This is a genomic window from Klebsiella sp. V115_8 (assembly GCF_029967715.1).
Classification (GTDB): domain Bacteria; phylum Pseudomonadota; class Gammaproteobacteria; order Enterobacterales; family Enterobacteriaceae; genus Klebsiella; species Klebsiella quasipneumoniae.
In genome coordinates, this window is record NZ_JASCAR010000044.1 from 26931 (window position 1) to 52310 (window position 25380).

Sequence of the window (25380 nt, forward strand, 5' to 3'; positions counted from 1 at the left end):
CCGCCGGTCTGGCGGGAGATAAGGTAACTTATGACTATTGCTGTTTCCCGTCCGGCGGGATTGCCTGCGGCGGTGTATGCGCTTTCCGTGGGTTCATTTGGTATTGGCACCACCGAATTTGTGATTATGGGTTTATTACTCGATGTGGCCCATGACTTTCATATATCCATTACGCTCGCCGCCTGGTCTATTACCGCTTATGCCTGTGGGGTGGTGATTGGCGCGCCGCTGCTGACGCCGCTATTAAGCCGTTATCGCAAAAAACCCGCGCTGTTATTTTTAATGATCTTATTTTCCATTGGAAATTTAGGCTGTGCGGTCGCCGGTAATATGACCATGCTAATTATTGCCCGGGTAATAACTGCGTTCGCTCACGCCTCGTTCTTCGGAATAAGCTCGGTCTATGCCGCGGAGCTGGCGCCGGTGGATAAACGGGCTTCGGCGGTCTCCGCCGTGTTTCTCGGCGCCACCCTGGCCAATATTCTGGGCGTGCCGCTCGGCGCCTGGGTGGGGCAGTACCTTGGCTGGCGCTATACCTTCTATATGGTCACGCTGATCGGCATTCTCTCCGCCCTGGCGGTGATCGCCCTGGTGCCTGGCCGTCAGGCGCAGCCGTCGGCCCAGAGCCGGATCCGCGATGAGCTGAAGGTGCTCCGTCATCCCGCGGTGCTGCGCAGCCTGCTGATCACCGCCCTCGGGTTCTCCGGCGTCTTCGCCGCCTTCACCTACATCGCGCCGATGCTGAAAACCGTCACCGGGATGAGCGACCACCTTATTCCGCCGGTGCTGATGCTGTTCGGCGTCGGGATGGTCGCCGGGAATCATCTTGGCGGCCGACTGACCGACGGCGGCGTCCGCCGGGCGCTGCTGCTAACTCTCGCCTTGCTGAGCGTCGTCCTGTGTCTTTTCCCGTGGGCGATTCAGACGCTGCCCGGCGCCTGCGCGGCGGTGTTTCTGCTGGGGGCGGCGATGTTCTCCACCATTCCGCCGCTGCAGATGCAGGCCCTGGACAGCAGTGAGAGCGGCAAAAGCATGGTCTCTTCGTGCAATATCGCCGCCTTTAACCTCGGCAATGCCGGCGGCGCCTGGTTTGGCGGGCTGCTGCTCGCCTCCGGCGTTTCTCTCTCGCACATTCCCCTGGCCGGTGCTTGCCTGACCGCCAGCGGATGGGTTATCGCTAGTGTGACGTTGTCACCTTTAAAAGGAAGTCAAGCATGAAGTATCGATATTTAGGTTCCACCGGGCTGTCGGTTTCGGAGCTCTGTTTTGGCGCCATGACGTTTGGCGAGAAAGGGGCCTTTCTCGGCGCGCCGGGGCGCAACTGGTCGGAATTCGGCGTGGTGCCTGAGCAGACGGCCTACGATCTGGTGTACAAAGCGCTGGACGCCGGGATTAACTTTTTTGATACCGCGGACTGTTATAAGAACGGCCAGGGCGAAGAGCTGCTCGGCAACGCGCTGAAGGGAAAACGCCAGCAGGTGATTATCGGCACCAAAGGACGCTGGCAAACCGACCCCAACCCGAACGCGCTGGGGGCGTCGCGCTACCATATCATCAATGCCGTCGAGGCCAGCCTGCAGCGGCTGAAGACCGATTATATCGATATCTATCACCTTCACGGGTTCGATCCGCGCACCGCGCTGGAGGATACCCTGCGCACGCTGGATACGCTGATCCGCGCCGGGAAAATTCGCTATATCGGGGTCTCCAACTACGCGGCTTGGCAGCTGGCGAAGGCGCTGGGGATCTCGGAGCGCCTTGGGCTGGAGAAATTCTGCGTCTATCAGGGCTATTACAATATCGCCGCGCGTGAACTGGAGCATGAGATTATCCCGCTGAGCGTCGATCAGAACGTCGGCATCACCGTCTGGAGCCCGCTGGCCGGGGGCTTTCTCACCGGTAAATACCCACGCAATCAGGCGTTTCCCGAGGGCAGTCGCCTGGCGAACGCCACGCCGTTCGAATCCGCGCCGATCGCCAACCGCGAGCAGGCCTGGCAGACCCTGGAGGTGATGCAGGAGATTGCCCGCCAGCGCAACGCCAGCGTCGCGCAGGTGGCGCTCAACTGGCTGCGTACCCGTCCGGGGATCGCTTCGCTGGTGATCGGCGCGACCAAACTGGCCCAGCTGGAGGACAACCTGGCGGCGCTGAACTGGACGCTGAGCGACGAGGAGACGGCGATCCTCAACAGCGTGAGCGAGAAAGAGAAACCATACCCCTACTGGCATATCTGCAATGTCGCCGGCGATCGTCGTCTGGCCGATGATATCTATCCCTAATCACCCTACACCCAGGCAACACGCGTATGCCCCGCACGGGGCATACAGAGAGGCTCGATCGTGAAAAAAGTACTCATTGTTGGCGCCGGCCCGGTAGGGTTAATCATTGGCTGCTATCTGAATAAGTATGGAATTGATTTTGATATCATTGATAAAAATACCCACAGCACCACCTGGTCCAAAGCGCTGAGCGTCAGTCCGGCGACCATTAAAGCCTTCCACGGCTTAGGCCTTGCCGGGGAACTGATCGCCCAGGGAAAGCAGGTTCAGTCAGTCTACGCTTACTATAAAAACCGCAAATTCCTGCATATCGATAACCGCCGACTCGCCACCTGCTACCCCTTCCATGTCAGTATCCCGCAGCCGCGGACGGAGACGATCCTCGAAACGGCGTTGGCCGACGCCGGGCGGGTGGTCAAACGTGGGCACCAGCTGGTCTCCTGGCGCCGGGAGGGGGAACGCTATCACGTCTCCCTGCTCGACGATGCCCGCCGGGCCTGTTCCGCCGCTTATGACTATATTATCGGCGCCGACGGCGCGGCCAGCACCGTTCGCGAGCTGGCCGGGATCGGCTTTAGCGGTCATGACTATCCGCTGCATTTTGTGATGGCGGACGTGCAATTCGACCGCGCGGCGGCGCTCCCGGGAACCTCCTACCATATTGATGAGCAGGGCTTTTTGATTTTCCTGCCCATGCCGGACAATCAGGTCAGGATTGTGATTAAAAAAGCCGGGCGCCTGCCGACGCCGCGTCCGGTGCCGGACCTGCAGGAGATCAACGCCGCGCTGGCGCGCTACTGCCCTCAGGTGCCGCCGGCGCAGACGCTCACCTGGTCTTCCAGCGCCAATTTCTATAACCGCATCGCCGATGACAATCTGCAGCATCATATTATGCTGGCGGGAGATGCCTTCCACCTGTTCAGTCCCATTGGCGGGCAGGGGATGAACACCGGCGTCCAGGATGCGGTGAACCTCGCCTGGAAGCTGGCTTTCTATCTGCACGGCGTGGCCACTGACCGACTGCCGGCGTCCTATCGCGCCGAGCGCTTCGCGGCGGTGAGCGGTGTGCTGCGCTCCACCGATCGCGATACCGGCCTGATTGCCGGTCTGGTGCCGAGAAATCATATCGACGGGGTCTACTTTCCGGAGTTTTGCAACCGTCACTACTATCGTCACCAGCTGCCGCTGCAGTACGCCGGCTTCACCGCGACGCAGGCGCAGCACCCGGACGGCCTGGCAGGGCACCATGTTCCCTGGTACGTATTTGCCTCGCCGCAGGCGATGTTTCGCAACAGCTATGACGTCTTCGCCAGCGGTAAGGTGGTGATCTTTTCCGCCCGCGCCGCTTGTCCTCCTATGTCCCGCCTGAAGCAGGCCGGCTGGTTTATATTCTGCCCCCTCGAACCGGCGGACGAGGCGTTTCTCGAAGCGCTACAGATCGGCCCCGATGATTATGCGGTGGTCAATCCCGATGGCTATGTGGGCTTTACCGGCAGCGAAGCCGGGACACGGCAGTATCTTTCCTCGCTCTACGTAATGGAATAATCATGAACAAAGTCTATATCGTCGCGGCCTGCCGTACGCCGGTGGGGCGCTTTCTTGGCGCCCTGAAAACGGTCTCCGCGGTGGAGCTGGCCGCGCTCACCGTCAGGCACAACCTGCAGCAGGCCGGCATTGACCCGGCGTGGATCGATGAGGTGATCTGCGGCTGCGTCCTTGCCGCCGGGCAGGGGATGGGACCGGCGCGTCAGGTTGCGCTGCGGGCGGGGATCCCGGTGCAAAAGCCGGCTTACACCCTGAATATGATCTGCGGTAGCGGCATGAAAAGCCTGACCGAAGGGGCGATCCATATCCAGAGCGGTTATGCCGACCTGGTGGTCGCCGGCGGAATGGAAAATATGAGTCAGGCGCCGTTTTTGCTGCGGGGAGAGATAAGGGGCGGGATGAAATTCGGCGCGTTCAGCAGTGAGGATGTGATCCAGCGCGACGGATTAACCGATCCGCTGCTGCAGATCCCGATGGGGGAAACGGCGGAGGCCATCGCCGCGCAGGAGCAGATCTCGCGCGCGGCGCAGGACCAGTATGCCCTGGAGAGCCATCACAAAGCCTCCGCCGCCAGCCGCGCCGGCTATTTTGCCGATGAGATGGTGCCGGTGACGGTCAGCGCGAAGCGGGGCGTCAGCACGGTCCGCGAGGATGAGCCGATCCGCCATGATCTTAGCGCCGAGCAGCTGGCGGCGTTGAAACCGGCCTTTCGCGCTGACGGCAGCGTCACGGCGGGCAATGCCTCCGGGCTGAACGATGGCGCCGCGTCGGTGATCCTCGCGTCGGCGCGCGCCGTTGCCCGCTATGGCCTGCAGCCGCTGGCGGAGATTGTCTCCTTTGGCGAGGGCGGCGTTGACCCGTCCATGATGGGGCTTGGCCCGCTGCCGGCGATAGCGTGCGCCCTGCGCCGCGGGCGTTTTCAGCTCAGCGATATGGCCCGGCTGGAAATCAACGAAGCCTTTGCCGCGCAGGTGCTGGGGGTGGTCAAGGGACTGGCCAGAGCGCATCAGATGACGGAGGAGGAGATTGCTTCCCGGCTGAACGTCCACGGCGGCGCGATCGCCCTCGGCCATCCGCTGGGCAGTTCCGGGACGCGGATTGTGGTCAGCCTGGTGCACGCGCTGCGCCGGGAGAATCAACCGACCGGCCTGGCGTCGCTGTGCATCGGCGGCGGGATGGGGATTGCGTTACTGGTGAAAACGATCTGAGGAGACAAGCGCCATGGAAAAATTAATTGTGGTGGGTGAGAAATTTACCGATTTTGCCCGGCGGCATGAGAATGTGCTGACGGTGAATGAGTTTGAGCGGTTTGTCTGGAGCGGCGAGCTGGCCGGGGTCGATAAAATCGTTATCGGTCAGGGGGTACAGCTCGACGACATCTCCCGCACCATCTGCATTATTCGTCAGCACTATCCGGACACAATGCGCCAGATCGTCAATCTGCAGGATCTCTATTATCAAAACAATCGCGATCATCAGCGGCTGGTACATAAACGTAAAAAAGCGAATATCCTCATCACCTCGCCGGAAAAACGCGATGAGGATAGCTATTGCGCGCGCCTGATCCTGCAGGATGCCTCAGAGCTGCTTTGCGACCACCAGACCGGGCAACATATTCAGGGGATGGTGCTGATCGAGGCGGCGCGGCAGACCATCATCGCCACCACGGAAAAATTCCTGCTGGCGGAGGCCGGCGTGGCGATGGCGGAGAAGTACTTTACCCTGAGCTCGCTGCAGGTGGCCTTTTCCTGCTTTGTTTTTCCGCTGCCGGTGACCATCGTCCTCAACGTGGTGTCGCGCAAAAGTTCAGCCCATGGCCGCTTCACCTGTGAATGCTCGGTGGGGTTTGACCAGACCGGCACTCGCAAAGCGGAAGTTGGCTTTAGCTTCAGCGTCTATGACCTTAACTACATCACTCGCAAAGAGTGCGAGCAGGCGGCGCAGTGCCATCAACATTATCTGGTCAGTATTGAGCAGGGGGACGGGGATGAGCATCGCCTTTTTTGATGTGGATGAAACGCTGATTACCGGCAAAAGTATGTTCCTGTTTCTGCACCGCTATGCCGCGGAATATCCGCTGCAGTGCGGTTTGACGGCCGCGGCGATTGTCCGGCAGCTGCAGGCGCTCAGCGAAGCAGGTCAGCCGCGGGAGGCGATCAACCGCTACTATTACTCGCTGTTTCGCCACGAGTCGCGCCCCCGGGTGCGGGCGGTCGCCGAGCGCCTGTATCGCGAAGGCGGATATGGTTTTCACCGCGAGGTGGCGGCGCGCCTCAGGCAGCACCAGGCGCGGGGGGATGACGTGGTGTTTGTCTCCGGGTCGATGACCGACATTCTCTGGCCGGCGATGGCGGCGCTGGGGGTGGAGCATGCCCTGTGCTCAGAGCCGGTCGTGGTGGATGACCGCTATACCGGCGAGCTCTGGCGGACCGCCATCGGCGAACACAAGGCGGCGCATGCCCAATGCTATGCGCAGGAACAGGGCCAGCCGCTGGCGGCATGCTACGCCTTCGGCGATCATATCTCGGATCTGCCGCTGCTCGCCGCGGTCGGCCACCCCTGCGCGGTGAATCCCTCTCCGGGGCTGCTGGCGGAGGCGCAGCGTCGGGGATGGCCAGTGCTGTGGTCCACCGGCGGCTGACGGCGCGACGGCAAAAAAAAGGGGCGGCGCAATGCCACCCCTGATTCGCTCCCTGACGGGGATCAGCCCGGGTAGATGCCGCGGTCTTTACGCGCCATCAGGATGCGCTCGCAGGCCACGATATAGGCGGCGGTACGCAGGGTACATTCTTTCTCGGCCGCTTTATCGCAGACGTGAATAATGGCGTCGGTCATGATGCGGTCCATCTTGGCGTTGATCTCCTCTTCGCTCCAGAAGAAGCTGGCCATGTCCTGCACCCACTCAAAGTAGCTGACGGTCACCCCGCCGGCGTTGCAGATAACGTCCGGCACCACGATCACCCCGCGCTCGGCCAGCACATCGTCCGCTTCCGGATAGGTTGGGCCGTTAGCCCCTTCCAGCACCAGTTTGCAACTCAGTTTCTCAGCGCGCTCGCGGGTGATTTGCCCTTCCAGCGCCGCCGGGATCAGGATGTCCATCGGGGTGGTCCAGAACGCCTCTTTATCGATCTCCTGGGCGCCCGGGAAACCGGCGATCTGCTTTTTCTCCGCCTGCCAGGCGGTGAGGGCGGTCATATCAATCCCGCCTTCGTTGTACAGGGTGGCGGTGTGATCCTGAATGACCACTACGCGGGCGCCGACGCCGGCGAACAGGCGCGCCGCTTCGCTACCGACGTTACCAAAGCCCTGCAGCGCCACTTTAGCGCCTTCAATTTCGATGCCGGCGCGACGGGCCACTTCCCGGCCGGTGACGAACACGCCGCGTCCGGTGGCTTTTTCACGACCGAGGGAGCCGCCGAGGTGGATCGGCTTGCCGGTGACCACGCCGGTGATGGTGGTGCCATGGTTCATGGAGTAGGTGTCCATCATCCACGCCATCACTTTGCCGTTGGTGCCAACGTCCGGCGCCGGAATATCTTTCTGCGGCCCGATGATAATGCCGATTTCGCTGGTATAGCGGCGAGTCAGGCGTTCCAGTTCACCTTCCGACAGCGAGAAGGGGTCGACGCGGATGCCGCCTTTGGCCCCGCCGTAAGGAATATTGACCGCGGCGCACTTAATGGTCATCCAGGCGGAAAGTGCCATGACTTCGTTAAGATCAACATCCGGATGGTAGCGAACACCACCTTTACCCGGCCCACGCGAAAGATTGTGCTGAACGCGATAGCCCTCGAAGTGGCGAATGGTGCCGTCGTCCATCTGCACAGGGATGTCGACGATCAGCGCACGCTTCGGATGGCGCAGGGTTTCCACCCAGTAAGCAAGATCGCCGAGATAAGGCGCGACACGGTCGATCTGGCGCAGGTAGGTGGTCCATGGAGATGTACTACTTTCAGATGCGTAAGATAACTTTTCCATAAGAGTCCTGTTTCTCAGTGTTATTTATGTCGTGTAAAACCGTGGAATAGCTACAGCAGTAAACTCTGTGCAATGAATGGTATCACCAATTTTATAAAGCGGTATTTGACGGCAATTCCGATTTTTAAATTTTTGTTAGAAATTTTATTTTTTAAGTGAATAACTACGCACGAGAACCACCCGCAAGCTGTGCATTTTAATTCACTTTTTATTCACTTAAGTGCATAAGAAAATATTTTTTCTATGTTTTTCATTATCTTGATGATCTTCAAAAAGTGAATAAATTGCGTTTCCCCATATTGACAATCTTATTGTTCACAGGCCAGCATTAGCCCACACAACAACATGGCGTTAACCATGAATTAACAAATACCCGTAAAAAGAATAGGGCTTAAGTTTTCTGTGGTGAATATTTTTACCATCGCAGCGGGCGCGCTCGTGCCCAAAATAAGCCGAGGGTCAGGGTTAATGTCGATTGTCCAACGCGGCGGGAGCGTTTTCCGTCGTCTTACGTTCCGGAGATGAATGATGTCAGGCAGTATGACTCGCGAAGATTTTGACGCTTACCTGGTTCCCTGTTTTGCCCCCGCGCCGTTTATTCCGGTGAGGGCGGCGGGCTCACGCGTCTGGGACCAGCAGGGGAAAGAGTATATCGATATGGCCGGCGGCATCGCAGTGAACGCCCTCGGCCATGCCCACCCGGCGCTGGCTGAGGCCCTGCAGGGGCAGCTGGCGAAACTGTGGCATATCGGCAATGGCTATACCAACGAACCGGTGCTGCAGCTGGCGAAAACCCTGGTGCAGTCCACCTTTGCCGACAAGGTGTTCTTCTGCAACTCCGGCGCTGAAGCGAACGAGGCGGCCCTTAAGCTGGCGCGGAAATATGCCCACGATAAGTTCGGCGGTGAAAAAAGCGAAATCATCGCCTTCAACCACGCCTTCCATGGCCGCACGCTGTTCACCGTCTCCGTCGGCGGCCAGCCGAAATATTCCAGCGATTATGCGCCGCTGCCGCAGGGCATTACCCATCTGCCCTATAACGATATCGAGGCGGTCACCGCGGCGATCTCCTCACGTACCTGCGCGGTGATCGTCGAGCCGATTATCGGCGAAGGCGGGGTGATCCCGGCGGACCCGGCGTTCCTCCAGGCGCTGCGCGCCCTCTGCGATCGCCATCACGCCACCCTGATATTCGATGAGGTGCAGACCGGCGCCGGGCGTACCGGCCATCTCTACGCCTACCAGCATTACAACGTCGTCCCGGACATCCTCACCAGCGCCAAAGGGCTGGGGGGCGGCTTCCCGATCGGCGCGATGCTGGCGAAAGAGGCCTGGGCGCAGGTCTTCCAGCCAGGCACCCATGGCACCACCTTCGGCGGTAACCCGCTGGCGGCGACCGTCGCCAACGCCGTGCTGGACCATCTGGATGCGCCGCTGCTGGCGGGCGTCGGCGAGCGCCATGCGCTGATCGTCGACCAGCTGAATGCCCTCTCTGCCCGCTACGATGCGTTCAGCGCCGTGCGCGGCGCCGGTCTGCTGATCGGCGCCGAGCTGGCCGGACCGCTGCGCGGGAAGGCCAAAACCCTGACCAACCTGGCGGCGGAAGAGGGGGTGATCGCCCTGATTGCCGGTCCGGACGTGCTGCGCTTCGCGCCGGCGCTCAATATCCCGCTGGCGGATATTGAGCAAGCCTTCGTGCGCCTTGATCGCGCCGTTGCCCGCTTAACCCGCTAACCGGGAGGACGGCCTGTGATGCTATTTCGTCCCGTAAGGGAAAACGATCTTGACGACATCGTCCGCCTTGCCGCGCGGGCGGGGGTCGGCATGACCTCTTTACCCCATGATGCTGGGCGCCTGGCCGCCCGGATACGCCGCAGCATTGACACCTTCGCCGGCGCGCTGCCGCGCGGCCAGCAAGGCTTTCTGTTTGTGCTGGAAGACACCGCGCTGGAGCGGGTAGTGGGGGTCAGCGCCATTGAGGTGGCGGTGGGCCTGGACGAGCCCTTTTACAATTTTCGCATTCAGAAAACGGTTCGCGCCTCGAAAGCGCTGGGAGTCTATAAGCCTCAGGAGCTGCTCAATCTGAGCTATGACCACACCGGTCACAGCGAGCTGTGTACGCTGTTTCTCGACCCCGGGTATCAGCGGAACCGCAACGGTCTGCTGCTCTCCAAGGCGCGGTTTTTGTTTATCGCCGCCTTCCGCGAGTGGTTTTCGCCGCACCTGTTTGCCGAACTGCGCGGCTGCAGCGATGAGCAAGGGCAGTCGCCGTTCTGGGATGCGCTGGGCCATCACTTCTTCGAGATCCCGTTCGCCGATGCCGACCGGCTGACCGGCACCGGCATGAAAACCTTTATTGCCGAGCTGATGCCGGCGTACCCGATCTATATCTCGCTGCTGCCGGAGAATGCCCGTCAGGTCATCGGTCAGGTGCATCCCAACACCGCCCCGGCGCGGGCGATCCTCGAGAAAGAGGGGTTCAGCTGGCGCGGCTCGGTGGATATTTTCGATGCCGGTCCGGTGCTGGAGGCGGAGACCGATCAGATCCGCGCCGTGCGCGACTGCCAGTGCCTGCCGGCTCAGCAGCTGACGGGCACGCTGTCGGCGCCGACGCTGGTCGCCAACGGTCAGTTCGACAATTTTCGGGCGCTGCTGGTGGCCCACGAAGAGCAGGTCTCACTGGACGCCGCCGCGCTGGATGCGCTGCAGGTCACTGAAACCGACCGCGTTTACACGGTAACCCTGAACCCAGAGGAAAACAGATCATGGCGGTAAAAGCACAGTTCATAGCCGGGCAGTGGCAGCCGGGCAGCGGCGCTACGATGAGTAAACTGGCCCCGGAGGATCAATCTCTGCTGTGGCAGGCGGCCAGCGCGGGGGGCGACGACGTCCAGGCGGCCTGCGCCGCGGCGCGGGCGGCGTTTTATCCCTGGTCGCACCGCCCGCTGGCCGAGCGTATTGACGTCGTCCAGCGTTTCGCCGCGCTGCTGGAGACGCACAAAGAGGCGCTGGCGACCCTGATCTCCCGGGAGACCAGCAAGCCGCTGTGGGAGACCCGCACCGAAGTGCAGGCGATGATCGGCAAAGCCGCCATCTCCGTCGAGGCCTATCACCAGCGGACAGGCTTTCACGAGTCGACCCTGCCGGACGGTAAAGCGCAGCTGCGCCACAAGCCGCACGGCGTGATGGCGGTCTTCGGTCCCTACAACTTCCCGGGCCATCTGCCCAACGGGCATATCATTCCGGCGCTGATCGCCGGTAACACCGTGGTGTTTAAACCCAGCGAGCTGACGCCGGCCACTGCGGAACTGACGGTCCAGCTGTGGCAGCAGGCGGGCGTCCCCGACGGGGTGATTAACCTGCTGCAGGGCGGGAAAGCCACCGGCCAGGCGCTGCTGGAAAACCGCGATATCGACGGCGTGCTGTTCACCGGCAGCGCGGCGGCGGGTTTCCACTTCCATCGCTACTTCGGCGGTCAGCCGGAGAAGATGCTGGCCCTCGAGATGGGCGGCAACAACGCGCTGATCGTGGCCGACGTGGCCGATGTCGATGCGGCGCTGCATGTGATTATCCAGTCGGCGTTTATCTCCGCCGGACAGCGCTGCACCTGCGCGCGCCGGCTGATCGTTCAGCGCGGCGAGCAGGGGGATGCGCTGCTGCGGCGACTGGTGGAGGCCAGCGCGCAGATCCGCGCCGGGAAATGGAATGACCAGCCGGCGCCGTTTATGGGCGGGGTGATTTCCCTTGAGGCGGCGCAGAACATGCTGGCGGCGCAGCAGAAACTGGAGGCGCTCGGCGGCAAGGTGCTGCTGCGTATGCGCCAGCCTGACCCGCACTCCACGGTGCTGACCCCGGGGATCGTCGATGTCACCGGTATCGAGGTGCCGGATGAAGAGTACTTTGGTCCGTTGCTGACGGTTATCCGTTACGACGACTTCCCGGAGGCGATTCGCCTCGCCAACCAGACCCGCTATGGCCTGGCCGTGGGGCTGATCTCCCGCGATGCGGCGCAGTTTGACCAGCTGGCGGACGAGGCGCGAGCCGGGATCGTCAACTGGAACAAGCCGCTGACCGGCGCTTCCAGTAAAGCGCCGTTTGGCGGGGTGGGCGCCTCCGGCAACCACCGCGCGGCAGCGTGGTACGCCGCCGATTACTGTGCCTGGCCGATGGCCTCTCTGGTCAGCGACACGCTGACGCTTCCGGCGAACGTATCGCCGGGCCTGCCATTCTGATAACGGATCCTGTGAGGACATATGTCTGGTTTTGAAGCTAACTTTGATGGCTTGGTCGGCCCGACGCACCACTACGCCGGACTCTCCGTCGGCAATGAAGCCTCGCAAAATAACCGCGATGGTCTCTCTAACCCGAAAAAGGCCGCGCTGCAGGGGCTGTATAAAATGAAAGCCCTGGCCGATCGCGGATTCGTGCAGGGGATCCTGCCGCCGCAGCCGCGGCCGAACCTGCGCCTGCTGCGCGACCTGGGATTCGAGGGCAGCGATGATCAGGTCATCCGCCAGGCGGCCCAGGCGGCGCCGCAGCTGCTCTCCGCCTTCAGCTCCGCCTCGTCGATGTGGACCGCCAACGCGGCGACCGTTTCGCCGTCGGCGGACAGCGCCGATGGCAAAGTCCATTTCACTGTCGCCAACCTGAACAATAAGCTGCACCGCATGCAGGAGGCGCCCACCACCTCGGCGATCCTGCGCGCCACCTTCGCCGATCCGCGCTTCTTCGCCCACCACGCGGCGCTACCGCAGCATGGCGACCTCGGCGACGAAGGGGCGGCCAACCATAACCGCTTCTGCCGGGAGTACGATCGTCAGGGCGTGCAGCTGTTTGTCTACGGTCGACGCGCCAGCGGCGGCATCGCCCCGGTGAAGTATCCGGCGCGGCAGACCCTGGAGGCCAGCGAAGCGGTGGCCCGTCTGCACCAGCTGGATCCGCGCTATACGGTGTTTGCCCAGCAGGCGCCGCAGGCTATCGATCGCGGCGTGTTTCATAACGACGTTATCGCGGTCAGCAATCGCCATGTGCTGTTCCATCATCAGCAGGCGTTTGTCGATCAGTCGACAGTATTGGCGACGCTGCGGGCAAAAAGCGACCGTCTCGATATCCCGTTTACCAGTGTGGAAGTGCCGGACGAGCGGGTGTCGCTCGATGACGCCGTGGCCTCCTATCTGTTCAACAGCCAACTGCTGAGCAAACCCGACGGCAAGATGCTGATCGTGGTGCCAGAGGAGTGCCGGCAGCGGGAAAACGTCTGGCGCTACCTGGGCGACCTGGCGGCCGACAGCGCCTCGCCGATCGATGAAGTGGCGGTTTTTGACCTGCGGGAAAGCATGCGCAACGGCGGCGGCCCGGCCTGCCTGCGGCTGCGGGTGGTGCTCAACGAGGCGGAGCGCGACGCGGTCAACGCCCACAGCCTGATGAACGACGAGCGTTACCAGCAGCTGACGGCGTGGGTGGAAAAACACTACCGTGACCGGCTGCACGCCCGCGATCTGGCGGACCCGCAGCTGCTGCGCGAGGTTTATCAGGCGCTGGATGAGCTGACGCAGATCCTGCGTCTGGGCCCTGTCTATGATTTTCAGCGTTAAGGAGCGGCAGATGGAGCATCTGGTTAACGATTTACTGCACTGCCGCCTGCAGGAGTGGACCTTTCCGGCGGACATCGAGGCCCGCTGGCTGGGCGAGGGCATCCTGCAGCTGCTGCCGTCCACGCCGTGGCGTCAGGCGACGATCCTCTCCGCTGGCGTCCATGGCAATGAGACCGCGCCGACCGAGCTGCTGCTGCAGCTGACCCACGATCTGAGCCAGGGGCGGCAGCCGCTCACCCAGGCGCTGCTGATCGTCTTTGGTAACCTGCCGGCGATCCGCGCCGCGCGTCGCTATCTGCACAACGACCTCAATCGCCTGTTCGGCGGCCGCCATCTGGCGGTCTCCCCGGGCAATGAGTCGCGGCGGGCTTTTGCCCTCGAGCAGGCGGTGCAGGCCTTCTATCGCGCCGCCGATGCGGCGGGGCCGGTCAGCCGCAGCCATCTCGATATGCATACCGCCATTCGCGGGTCGCTGTATCGCCAGTTTGCGCTGCTCCCGGCCCACGCGGAGGATTTTTCGCCCGGCTTCTACCAGCTGCTGCAGGCCAGCGGGATGGACGCCATCGTGCGCCATACCGAAGCGGGCGGCACCTTCACTCATTTCACCTGCGAAAAATTCGCCGCGCAAAGCGCCACCCTTGAGCTGGGAAAAGTGATGCCGTTCGGCGCCAACGATCTCAGCCTGTTCGCCGCCGCCGACGCGGCGATCCGGGCCTGGATTTCTGACGCGCCGCTGCCCCCGCGCGACAAAGCGCCGGTGGATTACTTCCTGGTCGAGGAGAGCATCATCAAGCGTGAAGGGGAATTTACGCTCAATCTGGCGGCCAACGTCGAGAACTTCACCGCGCTCCCGGCAGGGTATGAGATCGCCCGCCAGGCAGAGAAACGGTGGGTGGTGCAGGCCCGGGCCCCCTATATCCTCTTTCCCAATGCCGGGGTCGCCACCGGCCAGCGCGCCGGGCTGCTGCTCCGCGCCGCGGCGCTTCGCCTCCCGCAACCAGCCTGAGGAAACACCATGACTGAACATCAACATCAGGCGCCATCTGCCGCCGGAGGTGAAGGCGCGTCACAGCTTAAGCGCGGGCTTGGCGCCCGCCATATCCAGATGATCGCCCTCGGCGGCGCCATCGGCACCGGGCTGTTTATGGGGGCGGGGCGTAACATCGCCGTCGCCGGCACCTCGATTCTGGTTATCTATGTGCTGGTCGGGTTCTTTACCTATATGGTGATGCGGGCGATGGGGGAGCTGTTGCTCACCCGCCATGACTACCGCTCTTTTGCCGACTTTGTCGGCGAGTATCTCGGACCGCAGGCCAGCTTTTATCTCGGCTGGACCTACTGGCTGAGCTGGGTGGTGACCTGTATCGCCGACGTGGTGGTGTGCGGGAGCTATATGCAGTACTGGTTCCCCGAGCTGTCAGCGTGGATGCCGGCCCTCAGCATGCTGGCTATCCTGTTTCTGCTCAACCTGCTGTCGGTGAAAATGTTTGGCGAGGCGGAGTTCTGGTTCGCCCTGATCAAGGTGATCACCATTATCGCCCTGATCGCCACCGGCGGCTGGATGATTGCCACCGGCTGGACCTCTCCGGACGGCGTGACGGCTTCTCTGAGCCATCTCACCGACCCGACGGCCTTTATGCCTCACGGTATCACCGGCTTTTTCGCCGGCTTCCAGATAGCGATCTTCTCCTTTACCGGCATCGAACTGCTGGGGACGATGACGGCGGAGACCCGCGATCCACAGCGCATTTTGCCCAAGGCGATCAATGCCCTGCCGCTGCGGATTATCATCTTCTATCTGCTGTCGATGGTGGTGATCATCGCTGTCGCCTCCTGGCCGGGAGTGTCGGCGGAGACCAGCCCCTTCGTGACCCTGTTTGCCAAAGCCGGGCTGCCCGCGGCGGCGGCGGTGATTAACTTCGTGGCGCTGACCTCGGCGATGTCCTCGGCCAACAGCGGGGTCTTCTCCAGCACCCGCATGCTGTACGGCCTGTCGGTGGAGAAGCATGCGCACTGGCAGTTCCGTATTCTGTCGCGCAGCACCCGCATCCCGGTGCGCAGCCTGCTGTTTTCCTGCTTCTGTATGCTGATCGGTACGCTGCTGCTGTTCCTGGTGCCGAATGTGATGACCCTGTTTACCATCGTCTCGACCCTGGCGGCGATTATGGTGGTGTTCAGCTGGGGGATGATCCTCGTGGCCTATCTGGTTTATCGCCGTCAGCGTCCGGACCTGCACGCCGGTTCGATCTTTAAGATGCCCTTTGGCGTGGCGATGAGCTGGGTGAGCCTGCTGTTCTTCGCGTTCGCCATCTTCATCATGATCTTTGATCCGGACACGCTGCTGGCGCTGCTGGCTTCTCCGCTGTGGTTTATCGCGCTGTGGGCCTTCTGGAAGCTGAAGCAGCGGCGCGAGGGGCAGCTTCAGCTGGACAATCAGAGCGCCTGACACCCGCCGGCCCTGGCGGCCGGCTACAAGTCGTCTTAACCGTTGTTCTCGTTTGTCTGCCCGGTGGCGGCTGGCGCCTTACCGGGCCTACTGTCTTACTGAACCTGGGATGAGCGGTTTCCCACGTGGCGCGATCTCCCTGTAGGCCCGCGCAAGCGCAGCGCCGCCGGGCAGGATGGTCGGCGCCGAGGTAGCCCGGACCGGCTGCGGTTAGGCGCTTTCCGCCCGGGGGCGCGCCGCGCCAGGGACGGATTTCATCCGGCTGGCGCAGAATATCGCCAGCAGCGAAATCGCCACCGTAACGCCCAGGTAGACGGCCACCGGTCGCCAGTCACCATCGTATTTCGCCAGCAGACCGGTGGCGATAAGCGGTGCGGTGCCCCCGGCCAGCGCGGCGCCCAGCTGGTAACCCAGGGTGATCCCGGTGTAGCGCACATTGGCGCTGAAAATCTCTGAGCACAGGGTACCCAGCACCGCGGTCACCGGCGCCCACAGGATGCCGAAGGCAACGATCGTCGCCAGCATAATGCCCCAGCTGGTGCCGGTGTCGAGCAGCAGGAACCACGGAACGATAAACAGCCCCAGCAGCACCACGCTCAGGGTGTACATCTTTTGCCGGCCCACCTTGTCGGACAGCAGCCCCATCAGCGGGATCATCACGGTGGCCACCAGCGCGCCGAGGGTGACGGATTCCAGCGCCTGCGACTTCTGATAGCTCAGGGTGGTAGTGGCGTAGCTGACCACAAAAGTAGAGAAGATATAGAAGGGGGCGGTCTCCACCACTTTCAGACCCGCGGCGATCAGCACCTCCCGCCAGTGGTGTTTGAGCGTCACGCGCAGCGGAGCCTTCGCCACCTGGCCAGACTGTTTCACCTGCTTAAAGGCGGGCGTTTCGTCGATATCTTTGCGGATCCACAGGCCGAGGAAAACGAGGACGGAGCTGAGCAGGAACGGAATGCGCCAGCCCCAGGCAAGAAACTGCGCCTCATCGAACAGGGTCATCAGCGAGACGATAAAGGTCGCCATCAGCATGCCGATGGTCACGCCGGCCTGAGGAATACTGCCGAAAAAGCCTTTCCGCTTTTCCGGGGCGTATTCGTAGGCCAGCAGCAGCGCGCCGCCCCATTCGCCGCCGATACCCATGCCCTGAATAATGCGCAGGGTAATCAGCAGGGCGGGCGCCCACAGGCCCACCATTTCGTAGGTGGGCAGCAGGCCAATGGCCACCGTGGCGCTGCCCATCAGCGACAGGGTCAGCACCAGCGTCTTCTTGCGACCGATGCGATCGCCGATGTGGGCGAAAATGACCCCGCCGATGGGGCGGATAAAAAAGGTGAGCGAAAAGGAGAGCCAGGAGAGGATCAGGCCGATGACCGGGTCGACCATCGGAAAGAAGATTTTGTTAAACACCAGCGCGGCGGCGGTGCCATAGAGAAAATAATCAAACCATTCGATGGCGCTGCCGGTCAGGCTCGCGATCAGGACCTTCTTGTTTTTCTGCAGAATGGATGCAGTGTTGCTTTCTGGATTGCTCATTACGAAACGTTCTCCCGCCACGGTAAAAGGTCAGGTGTCACTCTGTGCGTGCAGGGTGCAACCTGATGTGAAAAAGGTTGTGTAATTGTTAAGCAACTTAGAGTTGATGGTTACAATTGGCAAGTTATCCCTCGGCAACGCGGGCGAGAAAACGCGCTTTTGTCTGGTGTAACCGCGAGGTAAATTTTTATTTTCCACCTGTTTTTGCTGTTTTTTGTTATTTTCATGGTCAGTTATTCAGGTGCAACCTGCGTGTTTTTAGATGTTTCTTGTTATTTCAAAATGGTTACAAATCAACGTCGCTTTGCGCCCCGGCAGGCGGCGTTTATGATGGCCGGACTATCCTCTCTGCGCGGCTGAGAGGTGATTAAGGAGATCAGAATGGCAGAACAATTTCCCCCGCTGTCGGCCACGACGCTGGCGGCGGCTAACCTGACTGGCGGCTGGCTGGCGCAGAACGATCTGGCGACGCTGACCGCGCCGCCGGCAGTGGATGTGGTGGTGCTGGCTGGCAATGCCGTGATCCCCACCATCGACGCCGCCTGCCGGCTGGCGAAGGAGCAGGAGGTTCCGCTGCTGATCAGCGGCGGCATAGGACACTCCACCGGTTTTCTGTATGAGGCGGTGCGCGAGGATCCCCGCTACCGTTCGCTCGCGGTGGAGGGCCGCCCGGAAGCGCATATTCTGGCGGATATTGCGCATGACTTCTGGCACATTCCTCGCCCGCGGCTGGTGGTGGAGGATCGGTCGACCAACTGCGGGGAAAACGCGCGCTTTACCCGCACAATGCTGGAGAGCCGGGGGATCCCCCATCGTCGCGGGATCGTCATTCAGGACCCCACCATGCAGCGGCGGACGATGGCCACCTTCGCCCGCGTCTGGCAGGGGGCAACGACGCCGCCGCAGTGGCTGAGCTTTCCCGGCTGCTCGCCGGTGCTGGAGCAGACCGACGGCCAGCTGGGGTTCGCGGGCGGCGGGGCGGGGCTGTGGCCGGTGACCCGCTACCTCGCGCTGCTGCTGGGCGAGCTGCCGCGCCTGCAGGATTCCCCTGAAGGGTACGGTCCGCGGGGGAAAGACTTTATCAGCCACGTGACCTTCCCGCCGGCGATCCTCGACGCCTGGCGACAGCTGCGGGAGGATGACCGGCTTGCCGGGGCGCTGCAGGCCCGCATCCTCGGCTGAAAAATGCCCGTTTGCGGCTGATTTATCGCAAACGGGCAATTTGTGTTATTGAAATGTAACCTCAACCGGGCATTTTAGGCCCGGTTTTATGAATCAGCTCACAGAAATGCGCCAACGTGCTGCGAAGCCACGGCTTATCCGCCCGATATTTAACAAAAAAATCACTTGTTAAATACAAATGCACCACAGGAGCAGCCATGACAGCACCCGTTCAACACCCAATGTATATTGATGGCCAGTTCGTTACCGGTCGCGGCGACGGCTGGATCGACGTGCTTAACCCGGCGACTGAAGCGCTGCTGTCGCGGATCCCGGACGGGACCGCGGAAGAGGCGCGACTGGCGATTGACGCCGCAGAGCGCGCCCAGCCGGCCTGGGAGGCGCTGCCGGCCATTGAGCGCGCGGGCTGGCTGCGCAAAATTGCCGCTGGCATTCGTCAGCGTGCCGACGACATCGCCGGGCTGATCGTCGCTGAAGGGGGCAAGATCCAGCAGCTGGCGGCGGTGGAGGTTGCGTTTACCGCCGACTATCTCGACTACATGGCCGAATGGGCGCGGCGGTATGAAGGGGAGATCGTGCAGAGCGACCGTCCCGGGGAGAATATCCTCGTCTTCAAACGCGCGCTGGGGGTGACCACCGGGATCCTGCCGTGGAACTTCCCGTTCTTTCTTATCGCCCGCAAGCTGGCGCCGGCGCTGATCACCGGCAACACTATCGTCATTAAGCCCAGCGAATTCACGCCCAACAACGCCATCGCTTTCGCCGAGATCGTCCACCAGGTTGGGCTGCCGAAAGGGGTCTTTAACCTGGTGCTCGGCCGTGGGGAAACCGTCGGCCAGGAGCTGGCCGGCAATCCGAAGGTGGCGATGGTCAGCATGACCGGCAGCGTAGCGGCGGGGGAGAAAATCATGGCCGCCGCGGCGAAAAATATCACCAAAGTGTGCCTCGAGCTCGGCGGCAAAGCGCCGGCCATCGTCATGGACGATGCGGATCTGGAGCTGGCGGTGAAGGCGGTGGTGGACTCGCGGGTGATCAACACCGGGCAGGTGTGCAACTGCGTCGAGCGGGTCTATGTTCAGCAGGGGATTTACGATCGCTTCGTCAACCGCCTCGGCGAGGCGATGAAGGCTGTGCAGTTTGGCGACCCGGCGGCGCGGGATGACATCGCCATGGGGCCGCTGATTAACGCCGCCGCGCGGGATCAGGTGGCGCGCAAAGTGGCAAAGGCGGTGGCGCAGGGGGCGCGGGTCGCGCTGGGCGGTCAGCCGCAGGAGGGGAAAGGCTATTTTTATCCGCCGACCCTGCTGCTGGATGTGCGTCAGGAGATGGATATTATCCATGAGGAAACCTTCGGGCCGGTGCTGCCGGTGGTGGCGTTTTCGACGCTCGATGAAGCGCTGGCGATGGCCAATGACAGCGATTATGGCCTGACCTCTTCGATCTACACCCGCGATCTTAATGTGGCGATGAAGGCGATTAAGGGGCTGAAATTCGGCGAAACCTATATCAACCGCGAGAACTTTGAGGCGATGCAGGGATTCCACGCCGGCTGGCGTAAATCGGGGATCGGCGGCGCAGATGGCCGCCATGGCCTGAATGAGTACCTGCAGACTCAGGTGGTCTATCTGCAGGCCTGAGGCGCTCAATGCAGAATCGGCGGGCAGCGCAGGCTGTCCGCCGTTCACTTAGCGGGCAAATTTCTCCAGCACGCGGATCAGCTGGGTGACAAAGCCGTATTCGTTATCGTACCAGGCGACGGTTTTCACCAGCTGTACGCCGCCGGCCTCCACAATCTCCAGCTGGGTGGCATCGTAGATTGAACCGAAATGGCTGCCGATGATATCGGAAGAGACAATCTCTTCTTCGGTGTAGCCAAAGGATTCATTGCCCTCTGCCGCCTGCTTCATCGCCTGATTGACCTCATCCGCAGTCACTTTTTTCTCCAGCACCGACACCAGCTCCGTTACTGAGCCGGTTTTGGTCGGTACGCGCTGGGCATGGCCTTTCAGCTTCCCGCTCAGGGCGGGGATCACCAGGCCGATAGCCTTGGCCGCGCCGGTAGTGTGCGGGATGACGTTTTCCGCCGCCGCCCTGGAGGCGCGCAGATCTTTACCGCGCGGCCCGTCCACCAGCGACTGGGTGCCGGTATAGGCGTGGATAGTGGTCATGGTGCCAACGGTGATGCCGAAGGCATCCTGCAGGACTTTGGCCATCGGCGCCAGGCAGTTGGTGGTGCAGGAGGCGACGGAGATGATGGTGTCATCCGGCGTCAGGGTGTCATCGTTGACGTTATAGACGATGGTTTTCATCTCGCCGGCGGGGGCGGAAATCAGCACCTTGCGCGCGCCGGCCTGGAGATGGGCCTGCGATTTCTCTGCCGCGGTGTAGAACCCGGTACACTCCACAATCACTTCCGCGCCCGCCGCCTGCCACGGAATATGCTGCGCCTCTTTTTCGGCATACACGGTGATGGTCTTACCGTTGACGATCAGCGCATCTTCCGTGAAGTCGACGCTCCACGGGAAGGGGCCGTAGTTTGAATCATGCTTTAGCAGGTAGGCCAGTACTTTTGGCGAGGTGAGGTCGTTGATAGCCACCACCTCGAGGCTGCTGTCGACTTCTAATAAACGGCGTAACACCAGACGTCCGATACGACCAAAACCATTAATCCCAAGTTTACTCATGGATATTCTCCGGTTGGTAAAACGACTCGATGTGATAAAACTCCTCCAGGCTTAGTCCTGACTCGCAGCCAGGTCAACTGACAATCTGTGCGGTTCGCTGCCGGGCCCGCAGCATGAGCCAGAAAAGTGGATGTTTTGGCGGGCTTTTTTATCCGTGACGGCAGGGAATAATTTTTGTTACCGGAGATGAGGGGGCCGCCTGCTGGCGAAGCGGTGAAAAGCGTCTATGCTTAACTATTGAATAACTTAGTAAAATATTGCCGTTAGATAAAGGGAGAGCTTATGGGATTCTGGAGAATCGTTTTTACTATCATTCTGCCGCCGCTGGGAGTACTGCTGGGGAAAGGTTTTGGCTGGGCGTTTATTCTCAACATTATTCTGACCCTGCTGGGCTATATTCCAGGCCTGATCCACGCCTTCTGGGTGCAGACCCGCGATTAAGGGCTGGCCCCTCAGGCCAGGCTTCCCCCTGGGACCCGCTCGGGGGGAATCAGGCTCTCTTTGTACAGCAGCCTGTTTTCCTTCGACCAGTAGTGGCGAGTCTCCTCGTCCAGGTCTACGCTCCACTTAAACACCCCGGCGCTGGCGAGATCCCTGCAGTACTGTTCAAAGTTGATGGCGCCGGCAAAATGGCGGATGACCGCGGCCGAGGTCAGCCGATGGCTGGGGGCGCTGCGCACGCGCAGCAGGCCGCGGGCGCTTTTTATCGTGATCACCTCGTCGTTGGCCATCACAAAATTCATATTGCCGGTAGAGACAAAGTAGATATAACACGAGACCTGATGCCGACGCAGTTCACTGGCGAAGGTGGCAAAATCGGCATCTGAACGCACTTGCTCAAAAAAATGACCCAGCCTGGCCAGCAGTTCCATTTCTATCCTTATTGTGTTGCGGTGTGCGGCTTTGGCCGGTAGCGGCAGAAACCATTCACGAAGTCACTTATTCGTATTTTAATAATATAGGCGCGTTATATTAAGGGTTATTGGATAACTGGAACATCGTTTCAAGTGTTACAATGTATTGCAATCGTTTGCCTGCACGGCCCCTCTGGTGGTGAGGAAATGGCGTGACGGGAGACGGGGAAACCCATGCCGGCGATGAAGGTCGCCGGCGGGGAAACGGGGTTACTTCTGGATCAAATAGCGAATGGTCGGGCCATCCTGCTGAATATCCAGCACCGTATAGCCATGGTTCCTGGCATCAAGCGGAATGTTATTGATCGACTGCGGACAGTCGCTAATCACTTCGAGGATCTCGCCTTTTTGCAGGGAGGGCATCGCCTCCAGGGTGGCGACCGCCGGATAGGGGCAGGGCTCGCCGACCATGTCCAGGCGATAATCAGGGATGATGTTCTTCATGCGCTCTCCTTCGCGGTCCGGACCGCTGCCGACTGGCGGCGGAAAAAATGTCTCTCCCAGGCGATCACCAGCAGCAGGGCGATCAGCAGCAGCAGATAGGTCGCCAGCAGTCCGCCGAAGGGACCAAAAGCGTTCAGCAGGTTGACCTTTTGCCAGTGGGTGGCGAGCGGGGCGGCGATATCGTCCCAGCACCAGGCGAGCAGCGTGGAGCCGATAACGTTGCCCAGCCCCACCCACCAGTAGTGAACCTGGCCTTCCACCGCCCGGTACATCCAGCCGGTTTCACAGCCGCCGGCCAGCACGATGCCAAAGCCAAACAGCAGCCCGCCAATCGCCGCGTTGGGACCGGCCCACATGATTTTCGGCGCCATCCCCAGTTGCACATAGCTGAAGATGCCGATGGCGCTCGCCGCCATGCCGAAGATTATCGCCTTCGCCATCACCGTCCGGCCGGTGATCCACATATCGCGAAAGGCGGAGGTGAAGCAGATCTGCGCGCGCTCGATAAGCAGACCGAAGCCGATGCCGAACAGCATCGCCAGGCCGAGCGCAGGGTGGTCAGCGGCGGTGAGCAGGCCCCAGCCGATCATGGCGAAAAAGATCACCATGCCCAGGCGGAAACGGCGGCGCGCCTGCTGCGGTTTTTGGGTTAACGGCGAAGCAGCGGATACCTTTTGCATTTTTACCGGTATGCGAAAAAGAGGCAGCAGGGTGAAGCGAGCGCCAAACCAGGAGCCGATGGCGGTGGCGATGGCAAACAGCCAGGCGTGCAGGGAGAACTGCGGAATGCCGGTGAAAAAGGCCGCCAGGTTGCAGCCCATCGCCAGCCGCGCGCCGAACCCGGCGATGATACCCCCGGCTACGGCCTGCACAATGCGGATCCGGCTGCGTGGCAAGCGCAATTTGACGTTATTGGCCCACAGCGCCGCGGCCAGGCAGCCGCCGAACATGCCGATGATCATCCTGCCGTCGATGCGGGTCAGCGGCGTCCCGTCGAGATGGATCAGCTGATAATAGCCCCACTGTTCGCTGTGGACCCCCAGCAGCTGCAGCAGCTGGCCACCCCAGCGGGTAAATTCGCCGGTCACCGCCCAGAAGGTGCCGGTGATGCCAAAATAGTAGGTTGAGAGAATGCCCGCGGCGATGACCGCCGGGACGGGGGACCAGAACCGGATAAGCCAGGCCTGTTTGAAGGATTGCCATGTCATAAAAATGCCTCTGAACTCAGAAGGTATTAAAGGTCGATGACCGACCGAAGGGGGCACATAGTATCCGCCTTACCGCCAGCTTTCTCTGTTTTAGATCAAGGCCCTACCCCTGCGTCAGCACCGCCAGCAGCGCCAGCAGCGCGGGCAGCGCCTGAATATAGAGAATTTTGCGGCTGGCGGTCAGCGCGCCGAATATCCCGGCGGCCAGCACGCAGGCGAGGAAAAAGATCACCACCGGCTCGCCGGACTCCCCCAGCCACAGCCCCCACGCCAGGCCGGCGGCCAGGAAACCGTTATACAACCCCTGGTTGGCCGCCAGCACCCGGGTTTCCCGGGCGAAATCGGCGCTGAGGTTAAAGGCCCGGCGCCCGGCGGGCGCTTCCCAGAAAAACATCTCCAGCACCAGGATGGCGAGATGAATAATAGCGACCAGCGCAACGAGGAGAGTGGCTAACACAGCAGTCCTTAATCGATGAGATGAATGTGTCTGCAGTATAGCCGCTGGCGCTCACCAGGCGAGAGGGCGACTGCTATAGTGCATATAGCGTCATGTTTGCCTGCCGCGACGAGCGCCGGTTTATCTGATTGCCCTTTGGTTTAGCTTAGCGGTGATAGTATGCCGGGTTCTTTTTTTACGGGTGTGGCGTAGGTTACTGAATGTTGAATAAATTATGGGTTGTGTTATCCGGGCTGCTGTTGGTTGCCATGCCGTCGGCGCAGGCCGGGGAATTAAATCTCTATTCGATGAATACCGGCTCCTATGTTTATCACATGACCGGCAACCACGGACAATATAACGAGCATTTCAACAACAACTTTTTCTCGGTGGAGCGCAAGTTTTCAGCGGATTCAAAATACAGCGCGCTGGTCGGCACCATGAAAAACAGCTTCGACGATCGCTGCCTGACCCTCGGCGTGCGCCGCGACTGGCTGAAAAACGACACCGGCTGGCTGCTGAAAGGGGTGTATGCCTATACCGGAGAATTTTTCTTTGACGCTTTCAGCCACTGCGGCGACTCAGGCACCTACCGCACCGCCAAAAAAATCACCGGCGTCGGTTTTTCGCCCTATATCTATCATGGTCTGCAGTATAACTTTACCGATTATTTCGGCGTCGAGGGCGGGATTATTCTCCCGGCGATCTTTGTGATGAGTATTCAGTGGAGCTTTCGCTAAGCGCCTGTATCAGGCCGGTAAAGGAGAGGCCACCCTGGGTGGCCTGCTCATGTTGCCCTGGCGGCAGGGATTAATGGAAACCGAGACGGATCAGATCTAACGGACAGAAGCGGCCCTCGCAGCCGTCGATTTCCACGCAGTCCGCCCGACGCAGCTGCTCGGCGGTTTTCCCCTCGCCATGGATCGCTTTAATCACGCCCGTCGTACCGTTACCGGCGATCATGACCATACTGCCGGTGGCAATAGCGTTACGATTACGGTCATAGGTTTTCATGCTCTCCTCCTCAATAAACCAGTGTAAGCAATGATTAAGCGGCCAAATTAATACCGCTTCCTGCCTAAAAAAGTTTTGAGGAATATCAAAATTATTTTAATAATGCCGAAATCAGCCGGG

Annotated in this window: 25 protein-coding genes and 1 pseudogene; 16 read left to right on the top strand and 10 right to left on the bottom strand. The window is 61.0% G+C overall.

The window, feature by feature from the left end; translation table 11 throughout:
• Positions 1-30: 30 nt before the first annotated feature.
• Genes QLG03_RS21560 through QLG03_RS21585 form a run of 6 tightly spaced genes read left to right on the top strand, consistent with a single transcriptional unit; the run spans position 31 to position 6465 of the window.
• Complete coding sequence (locus QLG03_RS21560; protein WP_065813087.1) at positions 31-1218, top strand: MFS transporter; 1188 nt, start codon at positions 31-33, stop codon at positions 1216-1218.
• Positions 1215-2279: an aldo/keto reductase gene (locus tag QLG03_RS21565; RefSeq protein ID WP_023289473.1), complete on the top strand. Its 1065-nt coding sequence runs from the start codon at positions 1215-1217 to the stop codon at positions 2277-2279. Before QLG03_RS21560 ends, QLG03_RS21565 begins: the two co-directional genes overlap by 4 nt.
• Positions 2280-2339: 60 nt before the next feature.
• The gene (locus tag QLG03_RS21570; protein ID WP_147733402.1) at positions 2340-3824 is read left to right on the top strand and encodes an FAD-dependent monooxygenase; all 1485 of its coding nucleotides are present in this window, start codon (positions 2340-2342) and stop codon (positions 3822-3824) included.
• Between the two features lie 2 nt (positions 3825-3826).
• On the top strand, positions 3827-5032 hold the full coding sequence (locus QLG03_RS21575) for an acetyl-CoA C-acyltransferase (RefSeq protein ID WP_023289475.1): 1206 nt from the start codon (positions 3827-3829) through the stop codon (positions 5030-5032).
• Positions 5033-5045: 13 nt separating this feature from the next.
• The gene (locus QLG03_RS21580; RefSeq protein ID WP_023289476.1) at positions 5046-5831 is read left to right on the top strand and encodes an AfsA-related hotdog domain-containing protein; all 786 of its coding nucleotides are present in this window, start codon (positions 5046-5048) and stop codon (positions 5829-5831) included.
• The gene (locus tag QLG03_RS21585; RefSeq protein ID WP_048297416.1) at positions 5812-6465 is read left to right on the top strand and encodes an HAD-IB family hydrolase; all 654 of its coding nucleotides are present in this window, start codon (positions 5812-5814) and stop codon (positions 6463-6465) included. Before QLG03_RS21580 ends, QLG03_RS21585 begins: the two co-directional genes overlap by 20 nt.
• A gap of 62 nt (positions 6466-6527) precedes the next feature.
• On the opposite strand, the gene QLG03_RS21590 is transcribed toward QLG03_RS21585, so the two are convergent.
• Positions 6528-7802, bottom strand: a complete 1275-nt coding sequence (locus QLG03_RS21590) for a Glu/Leu/Phe/Val dehydrogenase (RefSeq protein WP_032452671.1) — start codon at positions 7800-7802, stop codon at positions 6528-6530.
• A 212-nt stretch (positions 7803-8014) separates the two neighbouring features.
• Positions 8015-8161 (bottom strand): annotated as a pseudogene (locus tag QLG03_RS21595) (hypothetical protein).
• A gap of 169 nt (positions 8162-8330) precedes the next feature.
• Here QLG03_RS21595 and QLG03_RS21600 point away from each other — a divergent pair.
• The 6 genes from QLG03_RS21600 to QLG03_RS21625 are packed head-to-tail and all read left to right on the top strand — an operon-like array spanning position 8331 to position 15842.
• Complete coding sequence (locus QLG03_RS21600; RefSeq protein WP_180266310.1) at positions 8331-9536, top strand: bifunctional succinylornithine transaminase/acetylornithine transaminase; 1206 nt, start codon at positions 8331-8333, stop codon at positions 9534-9536.
• An 18-nt stretch (positions 9537-9554) separates the two neighbouring features.
• Complete coding sequence (astA, locus tag QLG03_RS21605; RefSeq protein WP_023289480.1) at positions 9555-10577, top strand: arginine N-succinyltransferase; 1023 nt, start codon at positions 9555-9557, stop codon at positions 10575-10577.
• Complete coding sequence (astD, locus tag QLG03_RS21610; protein WP_255987436.1) at positions 10568-12034, top strand: succinylglutamate-semialdehyde dehydrogenase; 1467 nt, start codon at positions 10568-10570, stop codon at positions 12032-12034. Before astA ends, astD begins: the two co-directional genes overlap by 10 nt.
• A 21-nt stretch (positions 12035-12055) precedes the next feature.
• Entirely contained in the window at positions 12056-13396 is a 1341-nt protein-coding gene (gene astB / locus QLG03_RS21615; RefSeq protein ID WP_152842535.1) for an N-succinylarginine dihydrolase, read from the top strand.
• A gap of 10 nt (positions 13397-13406) precedes the next feature.
• Positions 13407-14402, top strand: a complete 996-nt coding sequence (gene astE / locus QLG03_RS21620) for a succinylglutamate desuccinylase (protein ID WP_032452676.1) — start codon at positions 13407-13409, stop codon at positions 14400-14402.
• Positions 14403-14411: 9 nt separating this feature from the next.
• Positions 14412-15842 carry an amino acid permease gene (locus tag QLG03_RS21625; RefSeq protein ID WP_032452677.1) on the top strand — a complete coding sequence of 477 codons (1431 nt, stop codon included), beginning with the start codon at positions 14412-14414 and terminating at the stop codon, positions 15840-15842.
• Positions 15843-16052: 210 nt separating this feature from the next.
• Here QLG03_RS21625 and QLG03_RS21630 read toward each other — a convergent pair whose 3' ends face one another.
• Positions 16053-17378, bottom strand: coding sequence for an MFS transporter (locus QLG03_RS21630; protein ID WP_032452678.1), 1326 nt, complete (start codon positions 17376-17378; stop codon positions 16053-16055).
• 381 nt (positions 17379-17759) lie between these two features.
• On the opposite strand from QLG03_RS21630, the gene QLG03_RS21635 reads away from it, so the two are divergent.
• Positions 17760-18560 (top strand): YdcF family protein, encoded by an 801-nt coding sequence (locus tag QLG03_RS21635; protein ID WP_255987437.1) that lies wholly within the window; start codon positions 17760-17762, stop codon positions 18558-18560.
• A gap of 61 nt (positions 18561-18621) precedes the next feature.
• On the opposite strand, the gene QLG03_RS21640 is transcribed toward QLG03_RS21635, so the two are convergent.
• Positions 18622-18759, bottom strand: a complete 138-nt coding sequence (locus tag QLG03_RS21640) for a hypothetical protein (RefSeq protein WP_044522685.1) — start codon at positions 18757-18759, stop codon at positions 18622-18624.
• On the opposite strand from QLG03_RS21640, the gene aldA reads away from it, so the two are divergent.
• Positions 18758-20197, top strand: a complete 1440-nt coding sequence (gene aldA, locus QLG03_RS21645; protein ID WP_023289487.1) for an aldehyde dehydrogenase — start codon at positions 18758-18760, stop codon at positions 20195-20197. The genes QLG03_RS21640 and aldA overlap by 2 nt on opposite strands.
• A 48-nt stretch (positions 20198-20245) precedes the next feature.
• Here the strand turns inward: aldA and gap are convergent, their stop codons facing one another.
• Positions 20246-21244 carry a type I glyceraldehyde-3-phosphate dehydrogenase gene (gene gap, locus QLG03_RS21650; RefSeq protein ID WP_255987438.1) on the bottom strand — a complete coding sequence of 333 codons (999 nt, stop codon included), beginning with the start codon at positions 21242-21244 and terminating at the stop codon, positions 20246-20248.
• 282 nt (positions 21245-21526) lie between these two features.
• Here gap and QLG03_RS21655 point away from each other — a divergent pair, with 282 nt between their 5' ends.
• Positions 21527-21685: a YqaE/Pmp3 family membrane protein gene (locus QLG03_RS21655; RefSeq protein WP_002903230.1), complete on the top strand. Its 159-nt coding sequence runs from the start codon at positions 21527-21529 to the stop codon at positions 21683-21685.
• A gap of 11 nt (positions 21686-21696) precedes the next feature.
• Here the strand turns inward: QLG03_RS21655 and QLG03_RS21660 are convergent, their stop codons facing one another.
• From QLG03_RS21660 to QLG03_RS21675, 4 genes are all read right to left on the bottom strand, one after another.
• Positions 21697-22116: a DUF1398 domain-containing protein gene (locus QLG03_RS21660; RefSeq protein ID WP_112201610.1), complete on the bottom strand. Its 420-nt coding sequence runs from the start codon at positions 22114-22116 to the stop codon at positions 21697-21699.
• Between the two features lie 252 nt (positions 22117-22368).
• Positions 22369-22602: a sulfurtransferase-like selenium metabolism protein YedF gene (yedF, locus tag QLG03_RS21665; RefSeq protein ID WP_004204092.1), complete on the bottom strand. Its 234-nt coding sequence runs from the start codon at positions 22600-22602 to the stop codon at positions 22369-22371.
• On the bottom strand, positions 22599-23810 hold the full coding sequence (gene yedE, locus QLG03_RS21670) for a selenium metabolism membrane protein YedE/FdhT (RefSeq protein WP_023289489.1): 1212 nt from the start codon (positions 23808-23810) through the stop codon (positions 22599-22601). Before yedE ends, yedF begins: the two co-directional genes overlap by 4 nt.
• Before the next feature lie 103 nt (positions 23811-23913).
• Positions 23914-24267 carry a DUF1304 domain-containing protein gene (locus tag QLG03_RS21675; protein ID WP_048297423.1) on the bottom strand — a complete coding sequence of 118 codons (354 nt, stop codon included), beginning with the start codon at positions 24265-24267 and terminating at the stop codon, positions 23914-23916.
• 239 nt (positions 24268-24506) lie between these two features.
• Here QLG03_RS21675 and QLG03_RS21680 point away from each other — a divergent pair, with 239 nt between their 5' ends.
• Positions 24507-24986 carry a hypothetical protein gene (locus tag QLG03_RS21680; protein ID WP_162823501.1) on the top strand — a complete coding sequence of 160 codons (480 nt, stop codon included), beginning with the start codon at positions 24507-24509 and terminating at the stop codon, positions 24984-24986.
• A 70-nt stretch (positions 24987-25056) separates the two neighbouring features.
• Here QLG03_RS21680 and ydfZ read toward each other — a convergent pair whose 3' ends face one another.
• A complete protein-coding gene (gene ydfZ, locus QLG03_RS21685; protein ID WP_004151566.1) occupies positions 25057-25260 on the bottom strand; it encodes a putative selenium delivery protein YdfZ in 204 nt (67 codons plus the stop codon).
• Positions 25261-25380 lie beyond the last annotated feature (120 nt).